Origin of the sequence: Paenibacillus phoenicis (assembly GCF_034718895.1) — a bacterium.
GTDB lineage: Bacteria > Bacillota > Bacilli > Paenibacillales > Paenibacillaceae > Fontibacillus > Fontibacillus phoenicis.
Map to the genome: position 1 here is coordinate 878,315 of NZ_JAYERP010000001.1, position 16,109 is coordinate 894,423.

Sequence of the window (16,109 nt, forward strand, 5' to 3'; positions counted from 1 at the left end):
CTTGAGGGAGGCTTGGCTTATGGGCAATGGCAAGGCTGGCGAAAAAGGAATCTCGACGTTTCACTTAACGATGCTGGGGCTGGGGACGATTGTCGGAGGTTCGTTTTTTCTCGGTTCCAGCGTGGCGATTAAAGCAGCGGGTCCCAGCATTTTGATATCGTTTATTCTGGGCGGATTGCTGGTATACATCATTCTCTATGCCCTCTCGGAAATGACGGCGGCTGACCCGGTGCCGGGCTCGTTCCGGACGTATGCGGAGCGGAGCTTTGGCCGTGGGATTGGCTTTATTACCGGTTGGGTATATTGGGTGGGCTTGATTCTGGCGATGTCCAGTGAATCGATCGCGGCGTCCACCTTTCTCAGGGAATGGTTTCCGAACTTTCCGGAGGTCGCGATGGGCATGCTCATCATCGTGGGGATCACGCTGCTTAATTTGCTTGGGGCCGATTATCTGAGCAAGCTTGAGAGCGGTCTGGCGGCGGTGAAGCTGCTGGCCATCGTCGGGTTCATCGTCATTGGCCTGGCCTTGATTGCGGGCTGGATTCCGGGGACTCCGGCCGCTGGGTTAGGCGAGCTGCGAAGCGAAGCGTGGTTTCCCGGCGGGATTGCAGGGATTGCAGGCAGTATGCTTATCGTGATGTTCAGCTATTCGGGATTTGAGGTGATCGGCTTAGCCGCTTCCGAGGTGGAGAACCCGAAAAAGACGATTCCCCGGGCGATTAATATGACCCTGATCAGTTTGCTCGCCCTCTATATCGCCGCGATCGCCGTGATTCTGATGTTGTATCCGACACAGGGAATGGTTGCGGACCAAAGCCCGTTAGTTTTAGCCTTAACCCGCTGGGGAATGGGATGGGCCGGGACACTGATTAATATCGTGATGATTACGGCGATTCTGTCCACCATGCTGGCTTCGACGTTTGGGCTTGCCCGGATGCTGCGTTCGCTGGCCGCGGAAGGCCACGCCCCCGCATGGCTTAAAGACCGACATGATATCCCGTACAAGGGCATCCTGTTCTCGGGAGCCGCCATGCTGCTCGGCTTGGCGATGGGGTACCTGCTGCCTCAGCAGGTGTACCTCTTTCTAGTCAGCTGCGGCGGATTTTCGCTGTTGTTCTCCTACTTTATCATTTTGGCCTCCCACTATCGCTGGCGGCGTGTAACGCCTTGCTCTCCGGAAGCTGCATGTCAGCTTCCGGGTTTCCCGTATACGTCCTGGGTTGGTCTTATCGGCATGGTCGCTATCATTGTGAGCATGCCCTTTATTTCCGGACAAGGAACTGGTTTGGTGGTTGGATTAGGATTAACTGCGCTGCTCGCCGGGATATACTGGGTGAAAGAGAGACGGAATCGAGTACCGGCTGCGTCCGGTCAACGCCCGATTCCTGCGCCGCTGATGGAAGCGGCCGAGGAGATCACCGGTAATCGCGATGTTCGGGAGATGGCGGATGAAGCATCGGACTCGACGACCGTGACGAAAAAGAAAAATTAACAGCATAGGCCGCTTATGATCCAAGACCTGCTCCGATTCTTTTCGGGGGAGGTCTTTTTTTGGGGAGTGATTCGACCGAATCCAGAGATGGAGCATAGAAAGAAATGGTCGATGGTGGTAAAGTAGACGAAGCATAACTAGTGAAAGTTTTTTACCCCAAAAGGAGCCTGTGATCATGGAGTTGTCCGTTCTTATCTTGCTTGGAGTCATCGTTATCTTTGTTGCTGGATTTACCCAAGGGCTGACGAGCTTTGGATTTGCGCTGATTGCGACGCCGATTCTGGGTCAGATCATCCCGCTGCAGCAAACCGTACCCATCATCGTGATATTGAGTCTTTGCACCAATGGGATCGTATTTGCCGGTTGCTACAAACACGCTGATATTCGCAAGATATGGCTCCTGATCCTCTCCAGTCTGCTGGCGGCTCCGCTGGGGACGTATCTCTTGCTGTTTCTGAGTGCGGACATCTTAAAGCTGGCAACGGGTGTAGTCATCGTCCTTGTAGCTGCACTGCAGCTGGCAGGCAAGACGTTTCCGATCAAGCGGGACCGATTGGCCTACCTGCCCGTCGGTGCAGCGAGCGGGCTGCTGAACGGCAGCATCTCGATGAGCGGCCCGCCGGTTGCTTTGTTTTTATCCAATCAGGGCGTAGGCAAGGAGACGTTTCGGGCCAATATTTCGGTGTACGGCATTTTCCTGAACATTATGACGATCTTAACCTATCTGTATGGGGGATTGCTGACCCCGGAGACGCTTCATTATACGGCGTGGTTCGTGCCCAGTATGCTGGTTGGCGTATTCGTTGGCATACGTGCGCTGAAGAAGCTCAACGAGCAGCGGTTTAAGCGCATCGCCCTGTGGCTGATCGCCGCTTCCGGCGTCTGGACGATCATCGGTGTTTTGATGGGGTGAGTTAGTTGGATTATGGTTTATGAAAAGGGGGGATAGACCGTGATTAGGCTGGAGCAGGCGGTAGAGCGGGACATCGAAGGTATTGCACACGTTCATATTGAAAGCTGGAAAACCACATACCGAGGGTTAATTGCTGATGAATTTCTCGACCCAATCACCCAAGAACGTCGAGTCAAGCTATGGTTAGACATCTTCGCCTCACTTCAGGATGACGATAGAATCGTAGTAGGCAAAGATGGAGATTGCGTTGTTGCCTTTGCCCACGGTGGGAAATGTCGGGAAGCTGAATTAGGTTATGAAGGGGAACTTTACTCCATCTATATTCTCAAAGAATACCAAGGAATGGGTCTAGGACAGCAACTGCTGAACCATATCATCAATCACCTGCGCAGCAAAGGTAATACATCGATGATGGCTTGGGTTTTGGAGGGTAACCCATCAATTGACTTTTACCTTCGCATGGGGGGCAAACCCTTTAGCAGCAAAGAGATCCAGATCGGCAACGAGGTGAAACGCGAAATTGCAATCGGTTGGAGTCTTGTTGAATAGGAGGTGCCACAAATGAGCCATATCAGCCTTTCGTCTCTGGTTTGGCTGTTTCTCGTGGTGTTTGTGATTCACGACATGGAGGAGATTATCTGGGTAGGACCTTGGGCGAAGCGGAATCGCCAGAAGGTGGTGGCCGCCGTCCCGGCGAGCCTGAAGCGCTCGTTAACCCAGATGCTGGACATCACTAGCAGTCAATTCGCCGTAGCCGTGCTCCTGGAATTTATCGTTTTTGTTCCGTTTACGCTGATAGCGGCGGAGCAGGGGAGGTACTTTATTTTTCTGGCGTTTAATACGTTATTCTTCTTGCATGTGTTTACCCATGTCGCCCAATCGTTGTATCTGAAAATGTACACCCCGGGCGTCGTCACTGCTGTCCTTATTGTGCTGCCTTATTCGTTACTGCTGTTTAACCGCTTACTTTCGGAAAAAGTAGTGACTTGTGGAGAAATCCTGCTCAGCCTCCCGGTAGGCCTGCTGGTTGTGCCCATGGTGCTGGCCGGGCATGAGTTGGGGAAGCGCTGGGTAAAATCCTAGACTCTCTCTCACCAAGAAGGGCCACCCCCCCTTCCCGACACGCTCCCCGTCCACCATCAACATTCGCTTGAACGAAGGAGACGGCCCGCTTTCCGTCAGCACCGTAACACCAACCCGAATGGGACGGAACGGCTCATGTTCATCATGAGCATACGCGGGATACGATGAAAGGCTATTCCCGCCAATTCACGCTGTTCACCAGCAAGTTGATCGCCTCCTATTTTTGTTCATGGGAATCATCACTTAAGCGTAGTACGTGTTCTTCATACCTGTGTTAAGTCTAGAAACCAGCTTTTCTTCAAGTTCAGTCCTTTGTTCTTATATATATGGTTTGTGAAACTGACAACATTCGTCTATTCCTTGGCGATGAAATTTAGCTTGGAAACGCATCAGACAAGGCTTTGCCGATTACATTGGTAATAAAGAAAGCGATTTCATGAATAGGGGTAGCTTTCTCGGTTGAGGTCAGTGTATCATAGTTTTTGTAAGAAGTAATTTTTATAGTGAAGCGTTTTTGATATACGACCCGGCTGGAGATAGGTCCATATCCGAAGCTGGGTCCCGTTATTTACGAAACAGAAAGGATTGAAGCTGATGGATTCACTGCTGATCCGTCCGGCAACACTGAACGACATCGACGGCATTCGCGAGGTAGCTGTGGAAACCTGGAACAGTACCTATGAAACGATTTATCCGGAGCATTTTATCGCCACGTATTTAACCCACGCCTATGCGAAAAGCAGCTTGGAGCAAAGCATTACGCTGGACGAAGCGCAAGCCGCGCGGAAGTTTCTGGTCGCGGAATGGGAAGGGGAGATCGTCGGGTTCGGCCAACTAACGGAAGCGGATGATGAAGGGGTTAGTGAACTGACTCGACTTTATATCTTAAAAGAGCATCAGCGCAAGGGCATCGGCAAGAAATTGCTTAATGAGTTGATTCGTCTGAACCCGTTAATTAAAGAAATTTACGCCTGGTGTGAACGTGAGAACGACATCGGCACGCTCTTTTATAAATCCAATGGATTTGTATATACCGAAGAAAAAGAAGAAGTTCTGTTCGATTATCGTACGTTGATGGCCAAGTATGTGAAAAAAATTTAACTTTAATTTGGAGGCCCTGGTTTGGGAAACGTAGATAAACGCAATCGTTTGGATGAAGAGACTTTTTCTTATGAGATGACGAAAAACCGAAAAGTGTTCATTTCTTGGAATGGGTGCAGGGTCACCACACTCTCGGGGAAAGAAGCGGAGAAGTTTATCACGCGTATCCAGAGCGCGGCGACTCCTAAAGAAGTCCAACTGATCATGGCGAAAGCCACGGGGCATTTTAAACACGGCAACGAAAAATAGTGGAAGTTAGTTGGAGAGGGAAGTAAAGTGACCACCTATCTGGTAATCGTGTGCGTCCTAACCATGATTATTCATGCGGCGGAGACGCTGTCGTATTCTATACGCTATGCCGGTGTGAAACTGAACAAAATTGCCGTGGCGCTGTCCTTGACAGGCATTGTTGTGCTCGTCTCCAGAACGGCCAATCTGATTCAGTCGCCGATGACCGCCAAATTCATTGATTATTCCAAGCTGCACCCGGATTTCCAAGTCATGAACTACTTGCGGATCATTCTGCTCGCTGGTTCTGTCGGAACTCTATTGGCGATGCTTCTGTTTCCGACTTGTGTGAATCTGTTTGGACGTGTGATCGCGAAGCTGGAGGTCACCGGGTCCTTGCCCAAGCTCGTAACGAGCGTGACAATCACCCAGCTCAAAAACGTCAGGCATCATTTTCGTAAACCAACCCTTCGCCTCCGTTCGTATCGTTTGCTGGGGGTTCCGAAACGGTTTATTTTGCTGAATATCGCGGTGACTGCCTTCTATACTGTTGGCGTGTTGGCTTCTTTGTATGCTGCTTATCTGGTGCCGGAGCTGAGTACAACCGCTTCGCAGGCTTCCGGCATCATTAACGGTATCGCTACGATTCTGCTGACGATCTTCATCGATCCGCAATTGGGGCTCATTACCGATCGGGCGATGCATGAGGAGGAGTCCCGACAGCAGCTGGGGAGGATCTATATTATGTTGATGGGCGCCAGATTTCTCGGAACATTAGCGGCACAACTCATCATCTTCCCTGCTGCATATATGATTGCTATGGTGGTGCAGTGGATTTAGACTTCTACCCGAAAGGTTGCGATAGGATGTCGGACTCGATTCCGAAGCTGCAATGGCTGGAGTGGGCAAAGCAAATTCAGGCCATCAGTCAGGCCGGGCTGGCTTATTCCAAAGATATGTACGATCTTGAACGCTTTGAGATGTTGCGTGGGCTTAGCGTGGAAATTCTCAGCCGTTATACCGAAGTCGAGACGGAGAAGGTTAAAACGCTGTTCGCAGGCGAAACCGGCTATGCCACCCCAAAGGTTGATGTGCGCGGCGTAGTGTTCCAGGATGACCGGATTCTACTCGTCCGGGAACGGGTTGACGGGGCGTGGGCATTGCCTGGAGGTTGGGCCGATATCGGTCTTTCGCCCAAAGAAGTCGCGGTTAAGGAAGTGAAGGAGGAGGCCGGTCTCACCGTCGTTCCTGTGCGGTTGCTGGCGGTGTTGGACAAGAAATTCCACGATCATCCTCCGGAGGCGTACCATATCTACAAAATATTTATTTTGTGCGAGAGGGTCGGAGGTCAAGCGGAAGCCGGAATGGAGACGTTGGAGGTCGGATTTTTCGGTCGTGACGAGCTTCCGTCTTTATCGCTTGAACGAAATACGCCCAAACAGATTCAACGCCTGTTTGATTTGCGGCACAGCACCGAAGTATGGTTTGACTAACGTTAGGCGATTCCTGAACGGAAGGCGGGTTTCACCCCATGACTCCTAAACGAAAAACCTTAATCTTTCTGATTGTGTCGCAGCTCATTTATGCGATGTTCTCCGTGGCATGGTTGATTGTGCTTGGCATTTCCGCGTATCTCTTTCATGATTCCGGTGAGGTTCACCTAGGAATGCGAGCATTATTCGCTTATCTTCAGGCTTATCCTGGTGGTCTGCTGCTCGCGCTGATCCTGGGCTGGACTTATTTCGCCAAGGGCAAGTACAAACAGGCAGTTTGGTGGAATCTGCTGCCGTTATTATGGGTGATTCCTTATCTCGGAATATTTATTTATGCGAATCTTTTTGCTTAATTTTGCATGGCAAGATGTACGTTTTCCTATCCAACCTCACGTTGGTTTTGGTATAGTAGAAGCTAGGACTACTATTGATGCATCCCGGGTTGGGATCTACTAACGGATAGGAGAGAGCAGAGAGATGAGCAAATCGGTGTTAGGCGTTCCTTTGGAAGGATTTGCCGAGTATAGCAGAATCGCGGCAGCTGAAGGCGGCGTCCTGCTAAAAAATGAAAACGCTATGCTTCCGATTCGAGAGCATGAAATTGTATCCGTTTTCGGAAGATGCCAAATTGATTACTATCGCAGCGGGACAGGCTCTGGCGGTGCGGTGAACGTCCCTTATGTCGTCAGCATTTTGGACGGACTCCGGGCGAATCCTCGCATCCAAGTGAATGAACAGCTGGCGAAGCAATATGAGCAATGGATTTCCGAGAATCCGTTTGATAACGGCGGCGGCGGTTGGGCTGCGGAGCCTTGGTGCCAGAAGGAAATGCCGCTAACCGACGAAATCGTAGCGCAAGCGAAGCAAGCTTCAAACAAGGCGATCGTCATCATCGGCCGGACGGCCGGCGAGGATAAGGATAACGCCGATACCGAAGGAAGCTATCGGTTAACGGAACAGGAGCGGCTGAATCTGGAAACGGTTACCCGGCATTTCGATCAGGTGGCTGTGTTGATGAATGTGGCCAATGTCATCGATATGAGCTGGATCAACGATCCGATTCACCAAGGCCGGATTCGGGCAGTGATGTTCGTATGGCAGGGCGGGATGATTGGCGGTCATGCCGTGGCTGACCTGCTCTCGGGGGATGTCACGCCAAGCGGTAAACTGCCGGACACGATCGCTTATCACATTGAGGATTATCCGTCCACAGCCAACTTCGGCAGTGAAGAACGGAACCTCTATGAGGAAGATATTTATGTCGGTTATCGTTACTTTGAAACGTTTTGTCCGGACAAGGTCCTGTTTCCGTTTGGATACGGGCTCTCCTATACCTCCTTTGCCTGGAAGGTGCAAGGCGTGAAGCTCGAAGGAGCGGGTACAGATGCCCGGCTGGAGGTCCAAGTGGCGGTAACGAATACCGGATCGGATTTTAGCGGGAAAGAAGTAATTCAGTTGTATTATGAAGCACCGCAAGGCGTATTGGGCAAACCGGCCCGGGCGCTTGGAGCGTTCGCGAAAACGAAGCTGCTTCAGCCTGGCGAGACCGATGTGCTGACCCTGCAACTGCCGGTACGGCGGATGGCGTCCTATGACGATGGCGGCTATACCGGGCATAAATCCTGTTACGTGCTGGAAGCTGGCAATTATGAGCTTCATGTAGGCAACAGCATCCGAAATACGGAGCGGGTAACGGTGGACGGGAAAGCTGCCTACCATTTGGCTGAACTGGTGGTTGTGGAGCAGTTGGAGGAAGCTGCGGCTCCTACGGAACGTTTTTCCCGGATTAAACCAGGAAGCCGGAAATCGGATGGGACGTATGAGATCGTCCGGGAGGCAGTGCCGCAGCGCACCATTTCGCTGAAGGAACGCATCGAAAGCAGACTGCCGGAAGCCTATCCGCAAACGGGGAACCGCGGAATTAAATTAAAGGACGTTCAAGCCGGCAAAGCGAGCTTGGAGGAGTTTGTCGCCCAACTGAGCGATGCGGACCTGGCTACGATTGTACGCGGCGAAGGCATGAGCAGTCCGAAGGTTACACCTGGAACGGCTTCCGCTTTTGGCGGGGTGGGGGAGAACTTGTTGGAATACGGAATCCCGGTGGCTTGTAGCGCCGACGGTCCTTCCGGCATCCGCATGGACAGCGGCTTGAAGGCGACTCAGCTGCCAATCGGAACGTTGCTTGCATCCAGCTGGGATGTTGACCTCGTAGAGTCGTTATATGTGCTGGAGGGCCAAGAGCTGCTGCAAAATGAAATCGACACCTTGCTGGGCCCGGGGATTAACATCCATCGCCATCCGTTAAATGGGCGAAACTTCGAGTATTTTTCCGAGGACCCTTATTTGACGGGCTGCTTTGCGTCGGCGGTGACGCGGGGCATCAAGAAGGGCGGTTCGTCCGCAACCGTGAAGCATTTTGCCGGCAATAACCAGGAGAAGGCGCGTTCGAAAGTGGATACGGTCGTTTCGGAACGGGCGTTGCGCGAGATTTATCTCAAAGGCTTCGAAATGGCGGTCAAAGAAGGGGAAGCCTCGTCGATCATGACTTCCTATAACCCGGTGAACGGGCATTGGGCGGCATCCAACTATGATCTGAATACGACCATTCTCCGGAATGAATGGGGATATCAGGGCATTGTCATGACGGACTGGTGGGCGGTTATGAACGACTGCGTTGAAGGCGGTCCGGCCGACGCGAAGAACACGTCCTTTATGGTACGCGCGCAAAACGATCTATATATGGTCGTTAACAACAATGGTGCGGAAATCAATTCGCTGGGGGATAATACGCTGGAAGCCTTGGCTAACGGCACCTTGACGGTTGGCGAACTGCAACGGTGTGCCATGAACATTTGCCGATTTTTACTGAATGTGCCTGCATTAGCGCGGGAACCGAAACCGGTTGACGAAGTCCGCCTGATCAAGGCTGTTCAAGGTGATCTGCCGGTTGCTGGCGAAGGAACGGACGTATATACGCTGTCCCATTCGCAAAGCGCTAAGGTTATGGCGGATGCCGGAACTGCGGTGGTGAAGGTTCAGGAAGCTGGGGTGTACACTGTTACAGCGCATATCCGTTACGAAGCGATGAACCTGTCGCAGTCGGCCTGCAATCTGCTGCTGAACGGAGAACTGCTGACCACGGTACAGACGAACGGTACGTTTGGCAAGTGGGTCACGCAGAAGCAGCTCCGGATCGAGCTGACGGAAGGCGATTACGAGCTGAAGTTTGATTATATCAAGCCGGGGCTGGAGATCGGCTGGATCGAGTTTATTTAACCCATAAAAAAGGGATGTGCCCTTCTGCATCACAGCGGGGCACATCCTTTTTAATTTTGGTCCAGTTAAGCTTTAAGGCATCGAGAGGAATCCGTCCTTAAAGATTTCCAGCAAATACTCCAGCGTAATCGGATCGCTGTAGGTAGAAGCTGCGGTATCGATTTCGATTACGTGACCGTTCTTGACGGCCGGGATATTTTTCCACGTATTGGATTGCAAGAACTCGTTTTGGGCTTCTTTGTTCTGGCTCAGTACGATGTAATCTCCAGCATACTCAGGAATGATTTCGTTTGATAAGGTGTAGTAGCCCGGACCCAACGCATCTTGTTTGGCTTTTTCCGGCATGTTCAGCTCCATCATCTGATACAGCAGTTCCGTTCCGCGGGCCCAGTTGTCCCCAAATACATAGAAGTTCTTCGTATCATATTCAAACACAGACACGGTGGCGTCTTTGCCGATCTTGGCTTTGATCTCTTCGCCTACGGCTTTGGCCCGCTTCGTAAAATCTTCAACCCAAGCTTGGGCTTCTGCCTCCTTGTTGAGCACTTTCCCGATTTCTACTTGCTGGGCTAAATAGTCCAGCTTGCCCCATGTATAAATGATCGTTGGAGCGATTTCGCTTAGTTTATCGAGATTCTTCATATGCGATCCGGCAATGATCAGGTCCGGCTCCAAAGCGAAGATTTGCTCCGGATTGTCTTCGGACACGACGGCGACGTCCTTTAATTTCTCGGTAAACAGCGGGTTATTCATCGTCCAGGTATCAACGCCAACCAGCGATCCTCCCAGGGCCACGACGTTTGGAGCGTACGTCAGAGCCACGATGCGCTTTGGATTGGCAGGAATTTCGATCGGACCGTTCTCCGATTGATATGTAACCGTACCGGAAGCCGTCTCCGCCCCCGCGGAGTCGTTTCCGCTCGTCTGATTGGTCTCTGATGAGTTGTTTGCCGCAGAATTCTGCTGTGCTGTCTCATTGCCGCAAGCACCAGCCAAAACCGTGAAGGCTAAAATAAGGGGAATAAACAGCTTCTTCATGAGTGATTCTCCTTGTTCACATATTTATGATAATGATTCTCACTATCACACTATGAACCACAATACGAATTTCTTCACGGTTTGTCAATACTCATTCTTAAAGGTATCTTCTAGCAATTTCTTAAGCTTCGATTCGGTTGCGGTTCCTTCGATTGGGGTATACACGCTGCAGCGCAAATCGGCATCCCCCTGAACCTGAAGTGAGGTTAAATTAAACAGCATTTTTCCGGCTTTGGCATGGCGGAATTCGATCATGACCTCCGGAGCCGCGCTGACCTCACTCTGGTTCCATAGCTCTTGGAAATCCGGGTATTGCCGTGACATCCGGTCGATAAATTGTGAATACCAAGGGTCGGCAACGTATTGTCCGTAATACGCGCGAAAGATAGCCAGGAACCCCCTGACGAAATGAGGCCAGTTCACGGCCAGGCTGCGCAGTTCTTTCTTGGCGAACAGCAGGTAGATCAAGTTGCGATCCTGCTCTGGGATTTGCTCGAAGTCCACAAACACCTGGGCAGCGGCAGGATTCCAGCCTACGATATGGCAGTGGCGGTCGGAGATGATCGTCGGGCAATATTTCAGCTCTTGCAAAATTTTATGGAGCGACGGGGGAATTACCGGCTCCTTCTCAACCCAATCGGGATGAAAGCCGCTGTCGGACGCCAAGTCAAACAGGTACTTGCGTTCGTCGGCGTTTAGTCTAAGCGCTCCGGCGACCGCGTCCAGAACGGAGGAGGATACCTTGATATCCCGGCCTTGTTCCAGCCAGGTATACCATGTCGTGCTCACCCCGGCGAGCTGGGCGACCTCCTCGCGGCGCAGGCCGGGCGTTCGCCGGCGGGAGCCTGCCGGAAGGCCTACGGTATGGGGATGCAGCTTGGCGCGTTGCGTTTTTAAAAATTTCGATAAGGCTTCTAATCTCGGTTCCGTGCTCATCCGCGGAGATCCTCCCTGAATCATGGCTTAATATGTTACCCATTATACTAGGATAACTAAAAACTTGTAATAGGATAATCTGCAGCTACAATAGATTACGACAGATTGTACTTCCTGCATATGAAATGCCTAAAGTCCAGCGGTATGATGTCAAGCTGTTGATTTAATCGAATTGGAAATTTCCCGTGCCTGTTGAGCGCGGAGTCACGAAAAAAGGGCGCATCAAACCAAACCCAGCCAAAAACCATGTCAGATACCAGATTTTTACTGGGAATTCGTGAAGGACTAAGGCAAAGGAGGCGTTAATCCTTGGCGCTATTCACCTTCCTTCGAGGCGTGTAGAGTTGGCCGCTGCGTAGCAGCACATCGACCAGACGCACGAGTTTTCTTGCCGTTAAGACGAGGGCGCGTTTGTGTTGATTCTTGGGCACTTCGTGATACTTCTTCCGGTAATATTCACCGAATTCTTCATCGCGCATCCTAACCGAGTTGGCAGCTTCAACGAGGTAGTAGCGCAGGAATCGGTTGCCGGATTTGATGCGGGCGGTGTCCTCCGCCTCGAAGACGCCGGACTGGTGCCTGCGCCACGTCAGACCCGCGTACTTGGCGACGGCGGCTTGATCCTTGAACCGTTCAATATCGCCGAGTTCGCCGAGCAGACCGGCTGCATAGACTTTGCCGATGCCGGGCACTGACAGCAAGCACTGAGCGCCTTGAATGCCGTCGAGGACCCGCTCGATCGCTTTGTCGAGATCCTTGAGCTGCTTCTGGATGCTGCGGATGGATTCGATGGAGGTGCCGAGCACCAGGTCAATCGAATCCTCCACGACCTTGGACAGCCGATAGGAGGCGCGGGCAGCTTGCTGAATGCAGCGGGCGACCCGCTCGGGATCGGGGAAACGATTGCGTCCCTTGTCCCGCAGATAGTCGGCCAGATCGGCCACGTCCATCTCGGCGATGTCATCGAGGCTGAACTTCTCGGAGAGCATCTCCATGAGCGCATGGCCAAACACGGAGCTGTCGACCTCGGTTGTAAACGCATTGCACTTGTAGAACAGGTTCTGCAAGAAGTACTGCTTCTCGCGAGCCAAGTTATGGACCAAGTGGAAACGCATGCGCGTGAGGCGTTGAAGGGCGACATACTGCTCCTGCATGACGATGGTGGTCGTCAGGCGGCCGAAGCGCAGGCGATCCGCAATGACCCAGGCGTCGAGCCGGTCGGTCTTGTCCATATCCGCATAGGCTTCTCTGAACTTGCTGATGAGCTTGGGGTTCAAGGTGAACACCTTGGCCTTGCGCTCTCGAAGCGCTGGATCCTGATGCAGGTACATGGCAGGGTGCCAGCTGTAGACGGAAGTGGCTTCCAAGCCGATGTGAATCTCGGTGACGGCCAACTTGTCCGCTGCAGCGACGATTTGGTCACGCAAGTGCGAGGCGCCATTCAAATTGTTTTTGACGGTGAGTGTCTCAAGCTTGTCACCGTCAGCGTTCATGAAACACGCTTCGAGCTCTTGCGAGCTCACGTCAATACCGACAAAAAGCTTCAAGTGAAATTCCTCCTTTCGCTAGGGATTCAGGGAATGGACGCTCCGGGATGCCTCCGGCGCACGCGCAGATCTATCACCCTCGCGTATGAGGACACACTTCGGGCCATGAGCTGCCCCGGATCTGCTAAAACCGGGCATGGGATGCCGAAGGGAACAGCCAGCGGGTAAGAAGCTCAGACGCGTACCGGAGAAACAGACTTAAGGAGTAGACGATGCTACTGGAGGCAGAAGGATTTCCCCGAATGGACCCTACGTTCCATTGTCCAGAGGCATACCGGAAAGTCCAGTCCCTGATGGAATTTTCAAAGAACAAGCTGGAAATTTGGAGGCTGTTTTCCATCCCCCGGGGGGATGGAAATGAACCTAAAAGAGCTTTTTAAAGATACTATACGAGGAGGATGTTTTATGGAACGAGTGGTTATTACCGGAATGGGTATTGTATCCCCGCTGGGCAATGATGTAGATACATTTTGGCAAGGGTTAAAAGAAGGACGCTCCGGGATATCGCAGATCGAACGTTTTGACGTTACGGATTTTAGCACCAAGATCGCCGGGCAGGTTCGAGGGTTTGACGGCGAGGCAATCTTCGGGCGAAAGGAAGCCCGCAAAATGGATCTCTTCTGCCAATACGCGTTGTTCGCCGCAGAACAGGCAGTTCAGGACGCCGATCTCAATCCGGAGCTGATCGACCGCGAGCGCTTTGGCGTGTATGTCGGCTCGGGCATCGGCGGGATTGAAACGTTGGCGGAAAACGTTAAAGTGCTCGAAAATCGCGGACCTAACCGGGTGAGCCCGAGTCTGGTGCCGATGATGATCTCCAATATGGCGGCTGCTCAGATCAGCATCCGTTTCGGCGCGTTAGGCGAGACGCTGTCTCCGGTTACGGCTTGCTCGATCGGCAATTCGTCGATCGGCGAGGCGTTCCGGCTGATCCGCAGCGGCGAAGCCGATGTGATGATCGCCGGCGGAACCGAAGCGGCGGTGCATCCGCTTGCGCTGGCCAGCTTTGGCAATGCAACCGCGCTCTCCAAGCGGAACGAAGCTCCGGAGCAAGCCAGCCGGCCGTTTGACGCGGACCGCGATGGCTTCGTGATGGGCGAAGGCGCCGGGATCGTGGTACTCGAGTCGCTGTCGCACGCATTACGCCGGGGAGCACGCATTCACGGCGAGTTGATCGGCTACGTTGCAAGCTCCGATGCCTACCACGTGGTCGCTTCGCATCCCGAAGGCGCAGGCGCCTATCTGGCGATGAGACGAGCGCTCACCTCGGCGGGGATCACGCCGGAGCAGGTTGATGTGATCAGCGCCCATGCGACAAGCACCCCGGTCGGCGATCTTGGGGAGACGAAGGGGATCAAAAAGGCGTTTGGCAAATACGCCCATCGCATTCCGATTACGGCTAACAAATCGATGACCGGCCATATGTTTGGTGCGGCTGGCGGCGCGGAAGCTATCGCCCTGGTCCAAACGCTGAAGGAAGGCATCATCCCGCCGACGATCAATCTGATGAACCCCGATCCGGAATGTGATCTCGATTACGTGCCCAATGAGGCGCGCCGGGCCGAGCTTAAGATCGGGTTATCCAACTCATTTGGATTCGGCGGACATAACGCCGTGATCGTCGTGCGTAAATATGAGGAATAAGTTCAACCCAACCAACCGTCCCGTCGATGCGGGACGGTTTATTTTTATTTCACAGGTCAGGCAACATTAGGTAGCCCTTACGCGTTAGGATAGGTAAGGGACGCCGCAGGATGAAATACAGATGAATCCGACAAAGCCGGCATCGTGCGGAAGTCTTGAAATCTGAAACCACAGGGGGGCATATTGATGGGGAAAAGGGGAAAAAAGATAACGGTTTGGGGCGTTATCATTATGCTTCTGCCTCTGCTGCTTAGCGGTTGCGGGAGTGCAAGCAATGACGTTGCCTCGAATTCGTCGGCTTCTAAAGAAGCGATGAATCAAGCAAGCAGCTGGGCGGAAACCGAAATGGATGGAGCAGGCGCTGCTGAGACTGCAACTGATGTGGCCACAGCACCCGCGACCGGCTCTGTCGCACCGGATTCAGCGGCGGCTGGGAATGTGGGGAACGACAGCGAGGCGGTGAACTCCACGTCGGGATTTCAGCAAGCTAGTACCGATGCCGGGCTCAACCGCAAGCTGATCTACCGGGCACACGTCGTGATGGAAGTGAAGGACTACGCCAAGGCACAATCGGAGATCCGCAATCTGGTGACGCTGGCGGGCGGCTACATCGTAGAATTTTCCGAGAACCAATCGCAGCACGAGCTTGGCGGCAACTTTGTACTCAAAGTACCGGCGGCTGGCTTCTCCTCGTTCCTGGACCGGCTGGAGGGATTAAAGCCCGAGTCGTTGCAGCGGAACATCCAAGGACAGGATGTCTCGGAGGAGTATGTTGATCTGGAATCCCGATTAAAGGTCAAACAAGCGATGGAAGCACGGTACCTGAAATTCGTCGAGGAAGCGACCCAGACCAAGCAACTGGTTGAATACGTTAATGAGCTGGAGCGGATTCAAACGGAGATCGAGCAAATTAAAGGGAGAATGCGGTACCTCGACAGCAATGTGTCCTATTCAACGATTGATATCCGCGTCTTCCAGCCGGATCCGTCGAAGCTGACAGCGGCATCCAGCGATGATACGCCCTTGCTGGAACGGATGAAAAAAGCCTTGACCGGCAGCATCGACGTCTTGTCGCTCTTCTTCCAGTGGCTTGTCGTATTCGCAGCAGGGGCGCTGCCGCCGCTTGTCATTGCCGCCCTTATCGTCATCCCGATCTGGATCAAGCGCCGGAAGAACCGGGAGCAGCGCGAACGCCGCCGTGCTGAGCTTAAGGCTTCCAAAGCGACCTCGCCGCAACGGGAAACGATGCCTACCTCCAGTACAGAGGAAAAACAAGAGGATGTGGGTCATGTGGATCACCCGGAGGAACATTAAATTCAAGAAACGAATAAAAAAGTAAGCCCAAGGAAAAAAAAAGT

Annotated in this window: 15 protein-coding genes; 12 read left to right on the forward strand and 3 right to left on the reverse strand. The window is 52.7% G+C overall.

Translation table 11 applies throughout. From position 1 onward, the window contains the following. The first annotated feature begins 19 nt into the window (after window positions 1–19). The 10 genes from U9M73_RS04125 (at window position 20) to U9M73_RS04170 (ending at window position 9,586) form a co-directional block, all read left to right on the forward strand. Window positions 20–1,492: an amino acid permease gene (locus tag U9M73_RS04125; RefSeq protein ID WP_323076397.1), complete on the forward strand. Its 1,473-nt coding sequence runs from the start codon at window positions 20–22 to the stop codon at window positions 1,490–1,492. A gap of 175 nt (window positions 1,493–1,667) precedes the next feature. Continuing rightward, window positions 1,668–2,405: a sulfite exporter TauE/SafE family protein gene (locus U9M73_RS04130; RefSeq protein WP_323076398.1), complete on the forward strand. Its 738-nt coding sequence runs from the start codon at window positions 1,668–1,670 to the stop codon at window positions 2,403–2,405. 39 nt (window positions 2,406–2,444) lie between these two features. Further along, window positions 2,445–2,954, forward strand: coding sequence for a GNAT family N-acetyltransferase (locus U9M73_RS04135; RefSeq protein WP_009222916.1), 510 nt, complete (start codon window positions 2,445–2,447; stop codon window positions 2,952–2,954). A gap of 12 nt (window positions 2,955–2,966) precedes the next feature. Further along, entirely contained in the window at window positions 2,967–3,488 is a 522-nt protein-coding gene (locus tag U9M73_RS04140; protein ID WP_323076399.1) for an HXXEE domain-containing protein, read from the forward strand. Between the two features lie 594 nt (window positions 3,489–4,082). After that, window positions 4,083–4,589, forward strand: a complete 507-nt coding sequence (locus U9M73_RS04145) for a GNAT family N-acetyltransferase (RefSeq protein WP_009222918.1) — start codon at window positions 4,083–4,085, stop codon at window positions 4,587–4,589. A 21-nt stretch (window positions 4,590–4,610) separates the two neighbouring features. Beyond that, complete coding sequence (locus U9M73_RS04150) at window positions 4,611–4,838, forward strand: hypothetical protein (protein WP_323076400.1); 228 nt, start codon at window positions 4,611–4,613, stop codon at window positions 4,836–4,838. 27 nt (window positions 4,839–4,865) lie between these two features. Beyond that, complete coding sequence (locus U9M73_RS04155) at window positions 4,866–5,657, forward strand: lipid II flippase Amj family protein (protein ID WP_323076401.1); 792 nt, start codon at window positions 4,866–4,868, stop codon at window positions 5,655–5,657. 26 nt (window positions 5,658–5,683) lie between these two features. Next, window positions 5,684–6,310: an NUDIX hydrolase gene (locus tag U9M73_RS04160; RefSeq protein ID WP_323076402.1), complete on the forward strand. Its 627-nt coding sequence runs from the start codon at window positions 5,684–5,686 to the stop codon at window positions 6,308–6,310. Window positions 6,311–6,348: 38 nt separating this feature from the next. Then, on the forward strand, window positions 6,349–6,663 hold the full coding sequence (locus U9M73_RS04165) for a hypothetical protein (protein WP_009222922.1): 315 nt from the start codon (window positions 6,349–6,351) through the stop codon (window positions 6,661–6,663). Window positions 6,664–6,787: 124 nt separating this feature from the next. Further along, window positions 6,788–9,586, forward strand: a complete 2,799-nt coding sequence (locus tag U9M73_RS04170) for a glycoside hydrolase family 3 N-terminal domain-containing protein (RefSeq protein ID WP_323076403.1) — start codon at window positions 6,788–6,790, stop codon at window positions 9,584–9,586. A gap of 72 nt (window positions 9,587–9,658) precedes the next feature. Here the strand turns inward: U9M73_RS04170 and U9M73_RS04175 are convergent, their stop codons facing one another. From U9M73_RS04175 to U9M73_RS04185, 3 genes are all read right to left on the reverse strand, one after another. Beyond that, a complete protein-coding gene (locus U9M73_RS04175) occupies window positions 9,659–10,624 on the reverse strand; it encodes an iron-hydroxamate ABC transporter substrate-binding protein (protein WP_009222924.1) in 966 nt (321 codons plus the stop codon). Between the two features lie 84 nt (window positions 10,625–10,708). Then, the gene (locus tag U9M73_RS04180) at window positions 10,709–11,560 is read right to left on the reverse strand and encodes a helix-turn-helix transcriptional regulator (RefSeq protein WP_323076404.1); all 852 of its coding nucleotides are present in this window, start codon (window positions 11,558–11,560) and stop codon (window positions 10,709–10,711) included. A gap of 302 nt (window positions 11,561–11,862) precedes the next feature. Further along, window positions 11,863–13,107 carry an IS110 family RNA-guided transposase gene (locus U9M73_RS04185; RefSeq protein WP_016310842.1) on the reverse strand — a complete coding sequence of 415 codons (1,245 nt, stop codon included), beginning with the start codon at window positions 13,105–13,107 and terminating at the stop codon, window positions 11,863–11,865. A 405-nt stretch (window positions 13,108–13,512) separates the two neighbouring features. Here U9M73_RS04185 and fabF point away from each other — a divergent pair, with 405 nt between their 5' ends. After that, the gene (gene fabF, locus U9M73_RS04190; RefSeq protein ID WP_323076405.1) at window positions 13,513–14,751 is read left to right on the forward strand and encodes a beta-ketoacyl-ACP synthase II; all 1,239 of its coding nucleotides are present in this window, start codon (window positions 13,513–13,515) and stop codon (window positions 14,749–14,751) included. A gap of 186 nt (window positions 14,752–14,937) precedes the next feature. After that, on the forward strand, window positions 14,938–16,065 hold the full coding sequence (locus U9M73_RS04195; protein WP_323076406.1) for a DUF4349 domain-containing protein: 1,128 nt from the start codon (window positions 14,938–14,940) through the stop codon (window positions 16,063–16,065). The last annotated feature ends 44 nt before the right edge of the window (window positions 16,066–16,109 follow it).